Source organism: Sulfitobacter noctilucicola, assembly GCF_000622385.1.
GTDB lineage: Bacteria > Pseudomonadota > Alphaproteobacteria > Rhodobacterales > Rhodobacteraceae > Sulfitobacter > Sulfitobacter noctilucicola.
In genome coordinates this window covers 1617287-1633078 of the sequence record NZ_JASD01000008.1, presented here as the reverse complement: position 1 = coordinate 1633078, position 15792 = coordinate 1617287, and the positions used below count along the sequence as shown (strand labels likewise).

The 15792-nt window shown below is 57.2% G+C and carries 14 protein-coding genes; 12 read left to right on the top strand and 2 right to left on the bottom strand.

The genetic code is table 11. The features are described 5' to 3' along the window. Nucleotides 1–9 precede the first annotated feature (9 nt). The 7 genes from Z946_RS0111685 to Z946_RS0111655 all read left to right on the top strand — a co-directional run bounded on the left by Z946_RS0111685 (nt 10) and on the right by Z946_RS0111655 (nt 7521). A complete protein-coding gene (locus Z946_RS0111685) occupies nt 10–198 on the top strand; it encodes a hypothetical protein (protein WP_025055919.1) in 189 nt (62 codons plus the stop codon). Between the two features lie 6 nt (nt 199–204). Next, on the top strand, nt 205–1302 hold the full coding sequence (locus Z946_RS0111680; protein WP_025055918.1) for an ABC transporter ATP-binding protein: 1098 nt from the start codon (nt 205–207) through the stop codon (nt 1300–1302). After that, on the top strand, nt 1295–2290 hold the full coding sequence (locus tag Z946_RS0111675; RefSeq protein ID WP_025055917.1) for an ABC transporter ATP-binding protein: 996 nt from the start codon (nt 1295–1297) through the stop codon (nt 2288–2290). The genes Z946_RS0111680 and Z946_RS0111675 overlap by 8 nt, the downstream gene beginning before the upstream one ends. Nucleotides 2291–2302: 12 nt before the next feature. Then, nucleotides 2303–3928: a dihydroxyacetone kinase subunit DhaK gene (locus tag Z946_RS0111670; RefSeq protein WP_025055916.1), complete on the top strand. Its 1626-nt coding sequence runs from the start codon at nt 2303–2305 to the stop codon at nt 3926–3928. A gap of 18 nt (nt 3929–3946) precedes the next feature. Then, on the top strand, nt 3947–4999 hold the full coding sequence (locus tag Z946_RS0111665; protein WP_025055915.1) for a LacI family DNA-binding transcriptional regulator: 1053 nt from the start codon (nt 3947–3949) through the stop codon (nt 4997–4999). Nucleotides 5000–5027: 28 nt separating this feature from the next. Further along, the gene (locus Z946_RS0111660) at nt 5028–6086 is read left to right on the top strand and encodes a sugar phosphate isomerase/epimerase family protein (RefSeq protein ID WP_025055914.1); all 1059 of its coding nucleotides are present in this window, start codon (nt 5028–5030) and stop codon (nt 6084–6086) included. Between the two features lie 307 nt (nt 6087–6393). Beyond that, complete coding sequence (locus tag Z946_RS0111655) at nt 6394–7521, top strand: Gfo/Idh/MocA family protein (RefSeq protein WP_025055913.1); 1128 nt, start codon at nt 6394–6396, stop codon at nt 7519–7521. Here Z946_RS0111655 and doeB read toward each other — a convergent pair. Together doeB and doeA are read right to left on the bottom strand one after the other, a co-directional pair. Continuing rightward, nucleotides 7511–8500: a N(2)-acetyl-L-2,4-diaminobutanoate deacetylase DoeB gene (gene doeB, locus Z946_RS0111650; protein WP_025055912.1), complete on the bottom strand. Its 990-nt coding sequence runs from the start codon at nt 8498–8500 to the stop codon at nt 7511–7513. The two genes, Z946_RS0111655 and doeB, sit on opposite strands and share 11 nt — an antisense overlap. Further along, entirely contained in the window at nt 8497–9681 is a 1185-nt protein-coding gene (doeA, locus tag Z946_RS0111645) for an ectoine hydrolase DoeA (RefSeq protein ID WP_025055911.1), read from the bottom strand. The genes doeB and doeA overlap by 4 nt, the downstream gene beginning before the upstream one ends. Nucleotides 9682–9828: 147 nt before the next feature. Between doeA and Z946_RS0111640 the strand changes: the two genes are divergently transcribed. The 5 genes from Z946_RS0111640 to Z946_RS0111620 all read left to right on the top strand — a co-directional run bounded on the left by Z946_RS0111640 (nt 9829) and on the right by Z946_RS0111620 (nt 15791). Then, the gene (locus Z946_RS0111640) at nt 9829–11208 is read left to right on the top strand and encodes an aspartate aminotransferase family protein (RefSeq protein ID WP_081780877.1); all 1380 of its coding nucleotides are present in this window, start codon (nt 9829–9831) and stop codon (nt 11206–11208) included. Between the two features lie 136 nt (nt 11209–11344). Further along, nucleotides 11345–11770 carry a TIGR01841 family phasin gene (gene phaP / locus Z946_RS0111635; RefSeq protein WP_025055909.1) on the top strand — a complete coding sequence of 142 codons (426 nt, stop codon included), beginning with the start codon at nt 11345–11347 and terminating at the stop codon, nt 11768–11770. An 83-nt stretch (nt 11771–11853) separates the two neighbouring features. Further along, a complete protein-coding gene (locus Z946_RS0111630) occupies nt 11854–12339 on the top strand; it encodes a MaoC family dehydratase (protein ID WP_037969186.1) in 486 nt (161 codons plus the stop codon). Nucleotides 12340–12585: 246 nt separating this feature from the next. After that, nucleotides 12586–13722, top strand: coding sequence for a TAXI family TRAP transporter solute-binding subunit (locus tag Z946_RS0111625; protein ID WP_025055907.1), 1137 nt, complete (start codon nt 12586–12588; stop codon nt 13720–13722). Nucleotides 13723–13802: 80 nt separating this feature from the next. Then, entirely contained in the window at nt 13803–15791 is a 1989-nt protein-coding gene (locus Z946_RS0111620) for a TRAP transporter permease (RefSeq protein WP_025055906.1), read from the top strand. Nucleotide 15792 lies beyond the last annotated feature (1 nt).

Below are 15792 nucleotides of genomic sequence, written 5' to 3'. Positions count from 1 at the left end.
GGTCCTGCCATGAATAACTTTTTCACTGGCCTGATGCGCCTCAAGCGCGGTCCATGGGAGATGCTTGCAACCATCCTCATTGGTCTTGGGGTCTTCATGCTGATGCAGCCCTTCGTGCTCTGGGCCTATACCTATTCTTTCATCACGACGCTGGTGGGTACCGTGATGTTCATCGTCGTGTCCCATTTCAAGGAGTAGGCGCGCATGGCACAGATCGTTATCAAAAACATCCGCAAGGAGTTTGGCGATTTTACCGCGGTAAAGGAGTCGAGCTTTACCATTGAAGACGGCGAATTCTTCATGCTGCTTGGCCCCTCGGGCTGCGGCAAGACAACAACCCTGCGGATGATTGCAGGGCTGGAATTGCCCACATCAGGCGAGATCTATCTCGACGGCGAGGAGATCAGCCAGAAGCCACCCAGCCAGCGCGATATCGCCTTTGTATTTCAGATGTTCGCGCTCTATCCGCATCTCAACGTACGCAAGAACCTCAGCTATCCGCTTGTCTCACAAGGTATGCCCCGCGCCCAGGTCAAGGCCAAGGTCGAAGAAGTCGCGGGCATTCTGGGCATTCAGGATATCCTCAACAGAGGAGTCGGTGGCCTGTCCGGCGGGGATAGGCAGCGCGTCGCACTAGGCCGCGCCATCGTGCGTGACCCCAAAGCCTTCATGATGGACGAACCTTTGGGTGCTCTTGATGCCGAATTCCGCGAACACATGTCCGAAGAGCTGCGCGCGCTGCACGACCGGATGAACGCTACAACGGTATACGTCACCCATGACCAGCTTGAGGCGATGCAAATGGGGGACAAGATCGTTGTGATGAACAACGCTGTGGTCGAACAATTCGGTACGCCGCAACAGATTTATGACAAGCCCGCCACAATGTTTGTCGCCGACTTCATCGGCTCCCCGTCGATGAACTTCCTACACTTTGACGGATCCGTGGCCGAGGGCGGCACAAATGTTGATCTGGGTGGTCAGTCTCTTGGTGTACCCAAACAATTGCAGGGCGCTTCGGGCAAGCTGGTGTTTGGCGTGCGCCCAGAACACATCACCCTGTCGGACAGCGGCAGCTACCGCGGCGAAGTGATTGCGTCAGAATATCTGGGCACAACGCAGATCATCACGCTCGACACCCCGAACGGTGAAATCAAGGCGCGCATCGACAGCGGTCAGGTGGCACGCACCGGTGAAAAGGTCGGGCTTGATTTTGATCCGCGCACCATCACGCTTTTCGACGCGGGATCGGGACAGGCGCTGCGCTCTGAGCTCAACAAAGAGGTGCTGGCACATGGCTGAGGTTGTCCTGAAAAACCTGTCAAAATCTTACGGCGACGATGTTGGCATCGAAGATGTCTCCATGACCATTCCCGATGGTGCTTTTGTTGTCCTGCTTGGCCCGACAGGCGCGGGCAAGACCACGACATTGCGGCTGATCTCTGGTCTCGACAAAGCGGACGGTGGCGAGGTCTGGATCGGCGGCCGAAACGTCGGTGCGGATACGCCCGCCCAGCGCGACGTCGCAATGGTTTTCCAGCAGTACTCGCTCTATCCACATTTGACGGTCCGTGACAATCTGGCCTTCCCACTGAAATCCCCGATCCTCAAGACCCCCGTAGCCGAGATCGAGCGGAAGGTGGCTGAAGTCGCCCGCGTCCTGCAAATCAGTCACAAGCTTGACAACAAGGCGACCGAGCTTTCGGGCGGTGAGATGCAGCGTGTATCTATCGGACGGGCGCTGGTGCGCGAGCCGTCGATCTATCTGATGGACGAACCGCTCAGCTCTCTCGATGCCAAACTGCGTACCGATCTACGAGTGGAGCTTAAGCGCATTCAGGCAAACCTTGGTGCCACGCTTCTTTATGTGACCCACGACCAGATCGAAGCGATGACAATGGCCACGCATGTAGGCGTTTTGAATCATGGCAGGTTGGTGCAATACGGCACCCCGCGTGAAATCTATGAAAACCCCAACAGCCTTTATGTGGCCTCCCGTCTTGGTCTGCCGCGTATCAATATCGTTCCGGCGGACCTGTTCGGAAACGCACCGGCGGGCACGACCCAGATCGGGATGCGACCGGAACATATTACCCAAGGGGAAGGTCAGGAGGCGCAGATCAATCGCGTCGAGCATCTGGGCGATCATGCGCGGCTGCATTTGTCGCTACAGGGCCATGCGATTACAACCATCGCCGACCCCCATGCCAGCTACACGCCCGGCACCACCCTGAAAATCGCGCCCAAAGACCCGCTGTGTTTCGACGCAACAGGTGCCCGTATTTACTGAGGAGACGTTCCCATGAGCCAGTTCATAAACGCAAAAGACACGCTGGTCACCGACGCCATCGACGGGTTGCTTGAAACCTCGGGTGGGGCACTGACACGGCTTGACGGATACCCGCACATCAAGGTGGTCTGCCGTACGGATTGGGACAAATCACGCGTCGCGCTGATCTCTGGCGGCGGATCGGGGCACGAACCTGCGCACGCGGGCTTCGTCGGGGCCGGAATGCTAACCGCAGCGGTTTGTGGCGAAGTCTTTGCGTCACCGTCCGTAGACGCCGTGCTGGCGGGTATTCTGGCTGTGACAGGAACAGCGGGCTGTCTGCTGATCGTGAAAAACTACACCGGCGACCGACTGAATTTCGGCCTTGCGGCAGAACGTGCGCGGGCCTTTGGCCTGAACGTGTCGATGGTCGTGGTGGATGACGATATCGCCCTACCCCACTTGCCGCAACCGCGCGGCGTGGCTGGAACGCTTTTTGTGCACAAGATCGCAGGGGCCCTGGCTGAAGGCGGTGCCGATTTGGCAACCGTCACGGCAGCGGCAGAAAAGACGATCACCGACATGGCGTCTATCGGTATGTCGCTTGACACCTGCACCGTTCCCGGCTCCGCCAAGGAAGACCGCATCGCGCCCGGCAAAGCCGAGCTTGGTCTGGGCATTCACGGCGAGGCGGGTGTACAGCAAGTGACCTTCCAAGACGCGCGAATGGCGATGGACATGGTGCTCGACAAACTGTCATCAAAGATCGCGGATGGCCCTCAGGTGGCGATCCTGAACAATCTGGGCGGCACAACACCGCTGGAGATGTCCGTGCTGGCGCACGAACTTGCCACGAATAGCAAAGCGGAGAACATCAAGCACATCATTGGCCCCGCACCTTTGATGACCTCGCTCGACATGCACGGGTTCTCTGTTTCTGTTCTGCCGGTCGACGACAGCAACGCAAGACACCTTGGCACCCCTGTTGATATGCCCGCTTGGCCCGGCATGATGATGATCGGGCCGGTAAAAACGCAGCCTTTGCCTGACGGGCTGAGCCCGATCAAACCCATCCCCTCCGCCAATGACAAAACCCGCGACATCATCGCCCAATGCTGCGACCTGCTGATCGCCGCCGAGGACGACCTCAATGCGCTGGATGCCAAATCAGGCGATGGCGACACTGGCAACACACTTGCGACTGCCGCCCGCGCTTTGAAAAGTGCACTGGACAGGATGCCGCTGGCTGATCTGACCCAGCTTTTCCGTGCAATCAGCAATGAGCTAAGCCAGACGATGGGCGGCTCATCCGGTGTCATCCTTGCCATCTTTTTTGGGGCCACAGGGGACGCCTGTGCCAACGGCAAACCTACAGCGAAGGCGCTCATGGCAGGGTTGGAACGCATCAGTGAGGTAGGTGGAGCACAAAAAGGTCACCGCACTATGATCGATGCGCTTGAGCCGGCTTTGCAAGCCTTGCCAGATGGCATTGCCGCCGCGGCCGCCGCCGCACGTAGCGGTGCGGATGCGACAGCTTCTATTGGACAGGCCAAAGCAGGGCGCGCGTCATATGTGCCCGAAGAGAACCTCATCGGTCACAACGACCCCGGTGCCGAAGCCGTTGCCCGCCTTTTTGAGGGGCTGGCAAAGGTCATGTGATACCGCCAGAAGGACGCGATGAAACAGCATAGTGATTCCCTTCCCAACCCGACAATCAACGACATTGCCCGTGTCGCTGAGGTTAGTCTTGCGACCGTGGACCGTGTCCTGAATGCGCGCCCCGGCGTACGCGAAGTGACCGTGAAAAAGGTCAACAATGCGATTGCCCAACTGGGCTACGTTCGCGATACAGCTGCGGCCAATCTGGCCCGTGGCCGGATTTACAACTTCACGTTTATCCTGCCATCGAACGAGAACGAGTTTCTATCTCTGCTCGAGACACAGATCAGGATGCTCGATAGCAGCATGCGGCATGAACGCACCAAGCTGACATTCGTACGTGTGGCCGCCTTCGATCCAATCGCTCTGGCCCAGGCCATTGATGCAATTGATCCGGCATCTGTAGATGGCGTTGCGATATTCGGGCCTGAGACGCCATCAGTGCGCGATTCAGTGGCCCACCTCAAGGCACACGGCGTCACGGTTGTCTCTCTGGTGGCAGACATCCCCAGCTCCGAGCGGGACAACTATATTGGCGTCGACAACATCGCCGCTGGACGGACCGCCGCACAGCTTCTTGGTCGCTTTCTCGGCAGGAAGCAGGGCAAGATCCTTGTGCTGACCGGCTCTATGCTGGCCCGCGACCACCTAGAGCGGCGACTTGGATTTGACGAAGTGATGGGGCGGGATTTTCCGGACCTTGAGGTGCTTGCATCGCTTGAGGGCCGTGACGATCCCGAACTAATACAACGCCTGCTGCCCGAAGCGTTCGTCGCAAACCACGATGTGATCGGTGTCTATTCGTCAGCGGCAGGGAACGACGGTTTACTGCGCTACTTTGAGACACACCCCGATATTCCGCGCCCCGTGGTTGTCGCGCACGAGCTGACGCCCCTGTCACGCAGCGCGCTCGCGCAGGGACGATTCGATGCGGTGATCAGTCAGGATGCTGGGCATCTGGTACGCAGCGCGGTGCGTATTATGCGGGCAAATACCGACGGGATGCCGATCAATCTGGCACAGGAACGCATCCGCATCGACGTTTATCTAAAGGAAAATATGCCGCCTTAGCACGGCTTATGATTTGGGAGGATCATACATGAAGACGATAAAGGGACCGGCGTTGTTTCTGGCGCAGTTTGCCGGCGATGACGCCCCGTTCAACTCTTGGGACGCAATCACCAAATGGGCTGCCGATTGTGGCTACAAGGGCGTCCAGGTGCCGTCATGGGACGCACGGCTCTTTGATTTGGCAAAAGCTGCTGAAAGCAAAGATTACTGCGATACGTTCAAAGGTCAGGCGGTTGAGAATGGGGTAGAGGTGACAGAACTCTCTACGCACCTTCAGGGTCAGCTGGTCGCGGTACATCCCGCTTATGACACCGCTTTTGACGGGTTTGCCGATCCCGGCGTGCACGGCAACCCCAAGGCGCGGCAGGAATGGGCCGTCGATCAAGTGATCAAGGCGATCACTGCGTCGGCCAACATGGGGATCAAGAACCACGTGTCCTTTTCCGGCGCACTGGCATGGCCTTACGTCTATCCATGGCCCCAACGTCCTGCCGGATTGATTGAAACAGCCTTTGACGAACTGGCCAGACGCTGGCGGCCCATTCTGGACCACGCAGAGGACAACGACGTTAATATCTGCTACGAAATTCACCCAGGCGAAGACTTGCATGACGGCGTGACCTTCGAGATGTTTTTGGAGCGTGTCGACAATCACGCGCGGTGCAACATGCTCTACGATCCATCACATTATGTGCTGCAATGCCTCGATTACTTGGACAACATCGACATCTACAAGGATCGCATCAAGATGTTCCACGTCAAGGATGCCGAGTTCAATCCCACAGGGCGGCAAGGCGTCTATTCCGGCTATCAACCTTGGGCTGACCGTGCGGGACGTTTCCGCAGTTTGGGCGACGGTCAGGTCGATTTCGGTGCCGTGTTTTCCAAGATGGCAGCAAACGATTTTGATGGCTGGGCCGTTGTCGAATGGGAATGTTGCCTCAAACACCCTGAGGACGGCGCACGCGAAGGCGCACAGTTTGTCAGCGAGCACATCATCCGCGTGACCGAGCGCGCTTTCGATGACTTTGCGGATGGTGGCACCGACGAGGCTGCAAATCGCAAGATGCTGGGTATTGGCGAATAGTATGCCGAATAAAGTGCAGAATCTTCGGGAGCCTCCGGCGGGGATATTTAAGGAGAAAAGATGGTATGCCATCTCAACAAAGGACGGTCGCAGGTTACTGGAGAGCCGTCCTGGCCATCTTTTCTCTACAAATATCCCCGCCGGAGGCATCCGAGGTCTCAAAAGGGGTTTTGGTTAATGATTTATTCAGACAATCACGAAAAACTCACAAGTGCGGGACAGGCAGGGATGCCGATGACCGTGAGAGAAGATGCACCTCGTTCTGTTTTCAGAACGGGGTGTTTCCATTTCTGAAAGGAAAATCCAGATGACACGAAGAATTCGTTTAGGCATGGTCGGCGGCGGCAATGACGCCTTTATCGGCGGGGTTCACCGCATCGCTTCGCGTATTGATGACCGTTATGAGCTTGTGGCGGGGGCGCTGTCCTCGACGCCTGAAAAGGCACAGGCATCGGGCGAGGCACTTGGCCTGCCGCGCATATATGATGACTTCAAACAGATGGCGATCCGCGAGGCGCGGCTGAAGGAAGGGATCGAAGCGGTGGCCATCGTCACGCCAAACCATGTGCACTATGCCGCCGCACGGGAATTTCTCAAACGTGGCATCCATGTGATCTGCGACAAACCACTGACCTCGACCCTCGCAGACGCAAAAAAGCTTGCCAAAGCAGCTGAGCAATCCGATGCGCTGTTTGTTCTTACGCATAACTACACCGGTTATCCGATGGTTCGCCAAGCCCGCGAAATGGTTGCAAACGGGGAGATCGGCAAAATTCGCGTGGTGCAGGTGGAATACCCCCAAGACTGGCTGACCAACCACGAAGAGTTCAAGCAGGCCGAGTGGCGCACCGATCCTGCGCGGTCCGGTGCAGGCGGATCAACTGGCGATATCGGCACCCACGCGCATAACCTCGCACGTTTCATAACGGGTCTTGAGGTCGAAAGCCTTGCAGCTGATCTGGACGCATTTGTTCCAGGCAGGCAGGTCGACGACAACGGCCATGTAATGCTTCGGTTTGCAGGCGGAGCCAAAGGCATGCTCTGGTGTTCGCAGGTTGCCCCGGGCAATGAAAACGCGCTGCGCATCCGCGTTTATGGAGAGACAGGCGGACTGGAATGGGCGCAGGAAGATCCGAATTATCTTTGGCATACGCCTTTCGGAGAACCTAAACGGCTCATCACCCGCAACGGGGCCGGCGCTGGCGATGCGGCAGCGCGGCTCAGCCGTATTCCGCCGGGCCACCCCGAAGGGTATCTTGAAGGCTTTGCCAATATTTATAGCGAGGCGGCAGAGGCGATCGAGGCCAAGCGGAACGGCAAGCCTTTGCCCCCAGGTGTCGTGTATCCCACGATAGAGGATGGTCTGCGTGGCGTTGAATTCATCGACGCCTGTGTGCGTTCCTCGGCGCGCAATGCGGCTTGGGTTAAACTCTGACGGCGATCAGTCCGACAAAGTCTCCCATCTTGACCAGCCCCGGCACATGCCGCGCAGCCAGCACGCCGCTGCGCGCGGCATGACACACCTGCGGGGCCTGCCCCGTCCGGTCGATTGGCCAAATCCTTGCAACCGGTTGGTCTTTCTTCACATCATCGCCCATCTCTACGAGATATTCGATCATGCCAGCTTCTGTTGAAAAAATGAAACAGCTGGCGTCCGGCATGTCCAGTTGCACTGTCTCTCGCACATCGATGTCACCTGTCAGAATACCTGCATGGATCAGGAGGTTTCGGATACCGCGGCGGGCGATATCAACGGTTTTTGCAGATGCTGTGCCCGCGCCCCCCAGTTCGGTGGTGACAAAGACCTTGCCTTGTTCTTCAACCTCTGTGTCGAACATGCCGACATTGTCGATCTCAAGCATCCGCACAGAATACGGCGCATTAAATGCCTGCATCGCCGCCATGCATGCAGCCTCTTGTGACTTATCTTCCAGAATGTGCGCGGCTGCGAAGGGCAAGAAATCAAGTGTGCGCCCACCAGAATGGAAATCCAGCACGATGTCGGCCTGCGGCACCAGCACTGTTGCGATGTAGTGGCATATTTTTTGCGTGACGGTGCCGTCCGGGCGTCCCGGAAAGCTGCGGTTCATATTCAAGCCATCTATCGGAGAACATCGCAGGCCTGCAGCAAACGCAGGAAGGTTCATCATCGGCAAAATGATTACACGTCCGGTGATGTCCTCAGGCCTTAGCGTCAGCGCTAGTTCCTGCAACGCAATCGGCCCTTCGTATTCGTCGCCGTGATTGGCACCGGTTATCAGCGCGGTTGGCCCCTGCCCGTTTCCAACCACTGTTATCGGGATCATCACAGAACCCCACGCGCTGTCATCACGGCTATAAGGCAGTTTCAGAAAACCGTGGTGCACACCATCGGCATCCAGAGGGATTGTCGGCACAATGGCAGATTGCGTCATGCCTTCACCCACATTTCGCGCGGCGTTGTGCACAGACATTCGTGGCCCGTGTCATTAATCAGGATTGGCTCGGTAATCTCAAGGCCACCATCATCAAGCCAGAGCGCCGGCATGAAATGGAATGTCATGCCCGGTTGGAGGACGGTCGTGTCGCCCCGGCGGAACGAGATTGTTCTCTCTCCCCAATCTGGCGGGTAGCTGATGCCGATCGCATAACCGCAACGGCTGTCTTTCTCAAACCCCGCCTTGTTGAGCGTTGTGTTGAAAGCGTTGGCGATGTCCTGGGCCTGATTGCCGGGCTTGGCCTTTTCAAGTGCCGCGTCCATAGCGTCCAGCACGGCAGCCTCCGCATCACGATACTTTTGCGGCACATCGCCCAGAAACAACGTGCGTGATTGAGGACACTGATAACGACGGTGCGCGCCTGCAATCTCAAAAAACGTGGCCTCGCCCTTGCGCATTGGCTTGTCATCCCACGTCAGATGCGGTGCAGTCGCATCCATTCCCGAGGGAGCCATCGGCACGATTGCCGGATAGTCGCCCCAGTGGCCATCCGCCCCTTTGATCCCAGCCGCATAAATTTCCGCGATAAGGTCGTTCTTGCGCATCCCCGGCTCGGCGCATTCCAGAATGCGCGCATGCATCCCTTCGACAATACGCGCAGCGCGGCGCATATATGTAATCTCGCCATCCGATTTGATCGCCCGCTGCCAGTTTACCAGTCCCGTAGCATCATGAAAGGTCGCCCGCGCAAGTCCTTTGGTCAGGGAATGGTGCGCTGCAGCAGTGTAATAGTAGTTGTCCAGCTCAACTCCTATCTGAGCCTTTTCCAGACCCAGCTCACCCAGAAGTCTGGTCAATTCCTGCATCGGATGTTTGTCGGGGTTTTGCACAAAGGTATCGTCATATCCCCGGATGCTGCCGTCTTGGGTCATGAAAACTGTGCGTTCGGCGCCCAGCGCATCCATCGCACGTCCCCACCAGACGGGTTCCCCCTCCTGCCGCAGAATTACGCCTTGATGCACATAGAATGACCACCCGTCATAGCCCGACAACCACGCCATGTTTGATGGATCGGTGACAAAGATCGCGTCCAGTCCGCGCTGCTCCATCGCGGCGCGGGTTCTGGCAATGCGCCCCTCGTATTCTGCGGTGGTGAAATTTGCATCTGGATCGGTCATACCCTGTGCCCTCGCATCGTTCGGCTTCACAGGAAACCGTGGTGCGTTTTTCATCGGCTGACAAGCGTTCAATACCAGACGGGGGGTTTCCTTTGTGTCTGTGGCATGGTGGTGTTGGCGCAAATGAACGCGCTGCCGGAGAATATTATGTCCAACCCGATGACGAACGATCAATTGACCCAATGGGACCACGATCACTTTTTTCACCCGTCCACCCATCTGGGCCAGTTCGCCCGCCGCGAAATCGGAAACCGGATTATCAAGGGTGCTGAAGGGGTTCACATCACAGACCGCGAAGGGCACACGTCGCTTGATGCATTTGCTGGGCTTTATTGTGTGAATGTGGGCTACGGGCGTACCGAAATCGCAGACGCCATTGCCGCGCAAGCGCATGAGCTGGCCTATTTCCACTCTTACGCCGGACACGGGTCCGAAGCCTCGATCACCCTGTCCCGCATGGTGGCGGAACGCGCACCAGAAGGCATGAACCATGTCTATTTCGGAATGTCCGGTTCGGACGCGAACGAAACCAACATCAAACTGGTCTGGTACTACAACAACATCCTTGGAAGACCGGAAAAGAAAAAGATCATCGCGCGGTGGCGCGGCTACCACGGATCAGGCCTGATGACGGGATCGCTCACCGGGCTTGAGCTGTTTCACAATAAATTCGATCTGCCGCTGTCGCAGGTTGTGCACACGCAGGCCCCGTATTTCTATCGCCGCGACGACCGCTCCATGGACGAGGCAGCTTTTACAGCCGATTGCGTGTCCAAACTGGAAGCGCTGATCGAGCGCGAAGGCGCGGATACGATTGCCGCGTTTATTGGTGAACCCGTTCTTGGGACCGGCGGTATTGTCCCGCCGCCAGCCGGGTATTGGGATGCCATACAGGCCGTACTGAAAAAGCACGACATCCTTCTGATTGCGGATGAAGTTGTCACCGGCTTTGGCCGTTTGGGCACGATGATGGGGTCGGACCATTACGGCCTGAAGCCTGATCTGATCACAATCGCAAAGGGTTTGACTTCGGCCTATGCGCCTTTGTCGGGCTCGATTGTATCGGACCGGATGTGGAAAGTGTTGGAACAGGGTACGGATGAGAACGGGCCATTGGGCCACGGCTGGACCTACTCGGCGCATCCCATCGGTGCCGCTGCCGGTGTGGCAAACCTGAAACTCCTGGATTCACTTAATCTGGTCGGCAACGCGGGCACCGTGGGGGCGCACCTGAACAACGCAATGACGCAGGCTTTGGGTGACCATGCGCATGTCGGTGAAATTCGCGGCGAAGGCATGCTTTGTGCGGTTGAGTTGGTAAAAGACCGGGACGACCGTGTCTTCTTTGATGCGGGCGATAAGACAGGGCCCCGCGTCGTGGCCGCGATGTTGGATCGCGGCGTGATCGCCCGCGCAATGCCTCAAGGCGATACCATCGGGTTCGCACCACCCTTCTGTCTCACACGGGATGAAGCGGATCATGTGGTCAGTGTAACCAAAGACGCGATCGCCTCCGTTCTGGGCTAAAGGCAAACGAAGATGACGGTCGCGGAAACGTGGCCGTCTGTCTGCTTTCAAATCCGGCCTTGTCTTAAGGGCGCAGCGCCGCCTAGCATACACCAACCGTCCGGCACATTCGGGTGGAATTATCGGAGGACATAAGATGGCGGACAAAAGCAGCGGCAATCCTTTCATGGATATGTTTCAGAATTTCGGCAATTCGATGAGCATTCCCGGTCCCGACATGAACGACATGATGGAATACCACCGCAAGAATTTGCAGGCACTCCAGGCCGCCGCGCAGGTCAGCTCCGGCAGTGCACAGGCGTTGATGGCAAAGCAGCGCGAAGCGCTGGAAAAGGCGATGGCGGATATTTCCAGTTCTGTGCAGAGCCAATCATCGGGTGCGGATACCTCAAAGATGATGTCGGCACCGATGGACCTAGCCAAAAAGACGTTTGATGCAACTCTGCAGACAACGCAGGAAATGGCCGAGATCCTGCGTCAGGGTAATGTCGAATCTTTCGATGTCATCAAGGCCCGCGTCATGGAAAGCGTCGACGAACTGTCCCCGAAAAAGAAAAGCTGAACCCGACCTTTTAAAAGGTCTTCACCGGCATAAAATCGATCCGGCCTGCGTGGCCGGACCGCTACTTCTGGCGGCACCTCAAGATGAGGAGAGCGATCATCCACAGACTTACTTATGATGCCCTTGGCAATATGGTCGGTGAACCGTTGGGCACGTCTGACTGGCATGTTGTGACACAAGAAGCGATCAACATGTTTGCAGATTGCACCGGCGATACACAATGGATCCATATCGATGTGGAGCGGGCGCAGGAGGAAAGCCCCTTTGGCGGGCCAGTGGCCCACGGCTACCTCACGCTGTCGATGCTGTCCGTGATGGCGATGGAGATTGGCGTAGTGCCCGAAGGCACTTCGGCAGCTGTAAACTATGGACTTAACAAGGTTCGATTCCTTGCCCCTGTGCCCGCCGGATCAAAGCTTCGCCTGCACTCAAAGCTGACCGGTTTCGAGAAAAAGAAAAACCGACGGTATCTGATGACAACTGAGAACACGATGGAATGTGCAGGAAGCAACAAACCGGTCCTGACCGCAGAAAGCCTTGCGATGTTGGTGCGCGAACCGGATGCCTAGGCGGACTTACAGCAATGGCAGAAGGTTACCTTGACACGAGAAACCCCAAGATGCTGAATGTGTTGAAGTAACGCTGGGTCCTTTCGACTTAAAATTCTTTTCCGGCACCCCGTGTCGTGTTGACACCCTTTGAACAAACTCCATACTCATTCCACATAGCGAAACTGCGTTTCAAAAAGCGCTGATTGCTTGACCGGATCAGATTCCGCTTATGCGGAACCCGGAACCACACATGGGAGGAATGAAATGATTTACTTGAGAACAGCTGCGGCAGCCTTGTGCATGACCGCTACCGCTGCCTTTGCAAGCGACATCGAGCTGCCTAAACAGCTGTCATGGACCGCTTACGGAACAGGCTCTGCCGGATACAACCAAGCCGTTGCCATCGGCGCGGCATTGCAAGACGCCACAGGTGTGAACCTGCGCGTGCTGCCCGGCAAGAATGACGTGTCACGCACAGAACCGCTGCGGCAGGGTCGTGTACAGTTCTCCGCGACCGGTGTCGGCGGCAGCTTCATGGCGCAGGAAGGCGTGTTTGATTTCGGTGAGGAAAACTGGGGTCCACAGCCTATTCGCGTCCTGATGGCGAACAATGGTGGTGCCATCAATCTGGCGGTTGGTGTTGCCGGTGATCTGGGAATCGAGACCTATGCAGACCTCAAAGGCAAGCGCGTGGCCTATATCGTTGGCGCACCGGCGCTGAACGTGAACACCGAAGCATACCTCGCCTATGGCGGTCTGACGTGGGATGATGTCGAACGTGTAGATTTCGGCGGATTCGGGGCTAGCTGGACCGGCCTCATCGAAGGTCAGGTTGATGCGGCATTTGCCTCCACCAACTCCGGCAAGGCTTATGAGGCCGAAGCAGGTCCGCGCGGATTGTTCTGGCCACCGATTGATCCGGAAAACACCGATGGCCTTGCTGCAATGCAGGGCATCGCACCCTTCTTTCAGGTAAACAAAGCCAAGGTTGGCGCGACGATTGATGGCACAGACGGCTATCAGGGCGCGGGCTATGCCTATCCTGTTCTTACCGCAATTGAGAGCACCGAAGCCGATCTGGTCTATAACATGACCAAAGCGATGGTTGAGCTGTTCCCGCAGTATGATGGCAAGGCACCCGGTATCGGTGGCTGGTCCATGGACAAGCAGAACATGGAATGGGTTGTCCCTTACCACGAAGGTGCCATCCGCTATTACACCGAAGCGGGCGTCTGGAGTGATGCAGCGCAAGCGCACAATGACGGGCTGATCGCACGTCAGGCCGCGTTGCAGTCCGCATGGGAAGCTCTCAAGGCAGAAAACCCAGAAGACTGGACTTCAGCCTGGGCCGAAGCGCGTCGTAAGGCATTGGAAGACGGCGGTTTTAACATCGTCTTCTGATCTTGTCGAAATTACGGGACCGGCCAGCTTAACATCTGGCCGGTCCACGTCGTTTTATCGCCTGTTCATCCGAGGTTCCCATGACTGATCCAAAATCCCCTGCCGCTGGCAAAATCGAAGCTGTGGCCATTGATGGTGCCACTCCAGCAGAGCGGCTTGCCGGGCCTGCACGCTGGGTGGTTGTGGGCGGTACGCTGCTCTCGCTTGTTCTGGTGATCAACCAGCTCTTCAATGCGCAGCTTTTTGGACTGGTCCTGATTGAAGGACGTTACCTTTATATCCTCGGCGGGCTTTTTCTGGCCCTCACTTTTCTGATTTTCCAGATGCGGGGCGGCAAGGGTGGCCAGCCATCCATACTGGACTGGCTGCTCTTTGCGCTCTCGCTTGCCACCACCGGATACCTGTCTCAAACTGCGCAGACCAACCTGTCGCAAGGCTGGGAATATGCCGCCCCCGAAACGGCCCAATACGTTTCAGTCGTATTTTTCTTTCTGATCCTTGAGGCGACGCGCCGCGCAGGCGGTTTGATCCTGTTTCTGATCGTTGTGCTCTTTGCCTTCTATCCGACTTTCGCCGGTCACGTGCCTGATCCGTTCTCGGGCTTTCAAAGCACGTTCATGCAGACCGTGCCCTATCATATCTATTCCGCCGAAAGCTCTTTCGGTATTCCGATGAAAGCCTTTGGCGGCGTTGTCATCGGCTTCATCCTATTTGGTGCCGTGCTGCAACGTACCGGTGGCGGCCAGTTCTTCAATGATCTCGCACTTGGTATGGTTGGCGGCTATCGGGGTGGCGCGGCGAAGGTCTCGATCTTTGCCAGTGGCTTTATGGGCTCCATGTCCGGTTCCGTGATCTCCAACGTTCTGACCACCGGTGCTGTGTCCATCCCTGCGATGCGCAAGACCGGTTTCAGCGCCAAGACTGCCGCGGCGACCGAGGCCTGCGCCTCCACGGGCGGCGTATTGATGCCACCTATCATGGGGGCCACAGCCTTTATCATGGCGTCCTTCCTGTCGCGCCCATACGTGGAAATCGCGCTTGCCGCGGCGATACCAAGCATCCTCTACTACTGGAGTCTGTTTGCACAGATCGACGCCTATTCCGCCCGTCGCGGTTTGCGTGGCCTGCCCAAACCCGACCTGCCCGTTCTACGGGCCGTGATGAAAGAGGGCTGGCCGTATATCTTCGTCTTCGCGCTGCTGCTCTACATGATGATCGGCCTGCGTCAGGAGACCTCTGCTCCCTTCTACGCCACGGCACTTTTGCTGGCGGTAAACCAGTTCCGCGCACGTTATCGCCTGAACATGGAACGTCTGGGCAATATGATCGTCGGCGTTGGTATGGGGTTGGCCGAGCTGACTGCCATCCTTCTTGGTGTCGGGCTTATCGTCGGGTCCTTCTCTGCCACCGGTCTGGCAGGCACACTGGTGAACGAGCTGGTCTTTATGGCTGGCGACAACACGCTGGTATTGTTGCTGATGGGCGCGCTTACGGCATTTATCTTTGGCATGGGGATGACGGTCACCGCCTGCTATATCTTCCTGGCCGTGGTTCTGGCACCTGCGCTGGAAACCGGCGGACTGAACACGCTCGCGGTACACCTTTTCATCCTCTACTGGGGGATGGTCAGCTATATCACACCACCGGTGGCTTTGGGTGCCTTCGCGGCGTCCACAATGGCCGGTTCCAACCCCATCGCAACAGGGTTCGAAGCGATGCGTCTCGGGGGTGTGATCTATATCGCTCCGTTCCTCTTCGTTCTTAACCCCGCGCTGATTGGTCAGGCCCCCGCTTGGGAGATCGTTGTCGCACTAAGCTGTGCACTTATCGGTGTTGCGATGATCTCATCCGCGTTTCAGGGTTATATCAGTCTGGTCGGTCCCCTGACGGGGTCAGCGGGCATCCCCCTGCGGATCGTGCTGTTCTTTGGGGGCTTGCTGATCGCAAAACCCAAGACCGATCTTATTGATCTCAGCTATGGTGCGTCCTTTCTGATGGGTGCCGCCCTTTGCGCCATACCGATGTTGATTGCATGGCGGGCCAAAGCCGCCGAACCTACCCCCGCCTGAG

Excerpts from the sequence above, each read along its gene's own strand:
- Z946_RS0111685 (WP_025055919.1), top strand. The coding sequence starts at position 10 with ATGAATAACTTTTTCACTGGCCTGATGCGCCTCAAGCGCGGTCCATGG.
- Z946_RS0111680 (WP_025055918.1), top strand. The coding sequence starts at position 205 with ATGGCACAGATCGTTATCAAAAACATCCGCAAGGAGTTTGGCGATTTT.
- Z946_RS0111675 (WP_025055917.1), top strand. The coding sequence starts at position 1,295 with ATGGCTGAGGTTGTCCTGAAAAACCTGTCAAAATCTTACGGCGACGAT.
- Z946_RS0111670 (WP_025055916.1), top strand. The coding sequence starts at position 2,303 with ATGAGCCAGTTCATAAACGCAAAAGACACGCTGGTCACCGACGCCATC.
- Z946_RS0111665 (WP_025055915.1), top strand. The coding sequence starts at position 3,947 with ATGAAACAGCATAGTGATTCCCTTCCCAACCCGACAATCAACGACATT.
- Z946_RS0111660 (WP_025055914.1), top strand. The coding sequence starts at position 5,028 with ATGAAGACGATAAAGGGACCGGCGTTGTTTCTGGCGCAGTTTGCCGGC.
- Z946_RS0111655 (WP_025055913.1), top strand. The coding sequence starts at position 6,394 with ATGACACGAAGAATTCGTTTAGGCATGGTCGGCGGCGGCAATGACGCC.
- doeB (WP_025055912.1), bottom strand. The coding sequence starts at position 8,500 with ATGACGCAATCTGCCATTGTGCCGACAATCCCTCTGGATGCCGATGGT.
- doeA (WP_025055911.1), bottom strand. The coding sequence starts at position 9,681 with ATGACCGATCCAGATGCAAATTTCACCACCGCAGAATACGAGGGGCGC.
- Z946_RS0111640 (WP_081780877.1), top strand. The coding sequence starts at position 9,829 with ATGTCCAACCCGATGACGAACGATCAATTGACCCAATGGGACCACGAT.
- phaP (WP_025055909.1), top strand. The coding sequence starts at position 11,345 with ATGGCGGACAAAAGCAGCGGCAATCCTTTCATGGATATGTTTCAGAAT.
- Z946_RS0111630 (WP_037969186.1), top strand. The coding sequence starts at position 11,854 with ATGAGGAGAGCGATCATCCACAGACTTACTTATGATGCCCTTGGCAAT.
- Z946_RS0111625 (WP_025055907.1), top strand. The coding sequence starts at position 12,586 with ATGATTTACTTGAGAACAGCTGCGGCAGCCTTGTGCATGACCGCTACC.
- Z946_RS0111620 (WP_025055906.1), top strand. The coding sequence starts at position 13,803 with ATGACTGATCCAAAATCCCCTGCCGCTGGCAAAATCGAAGCTGTGGCC.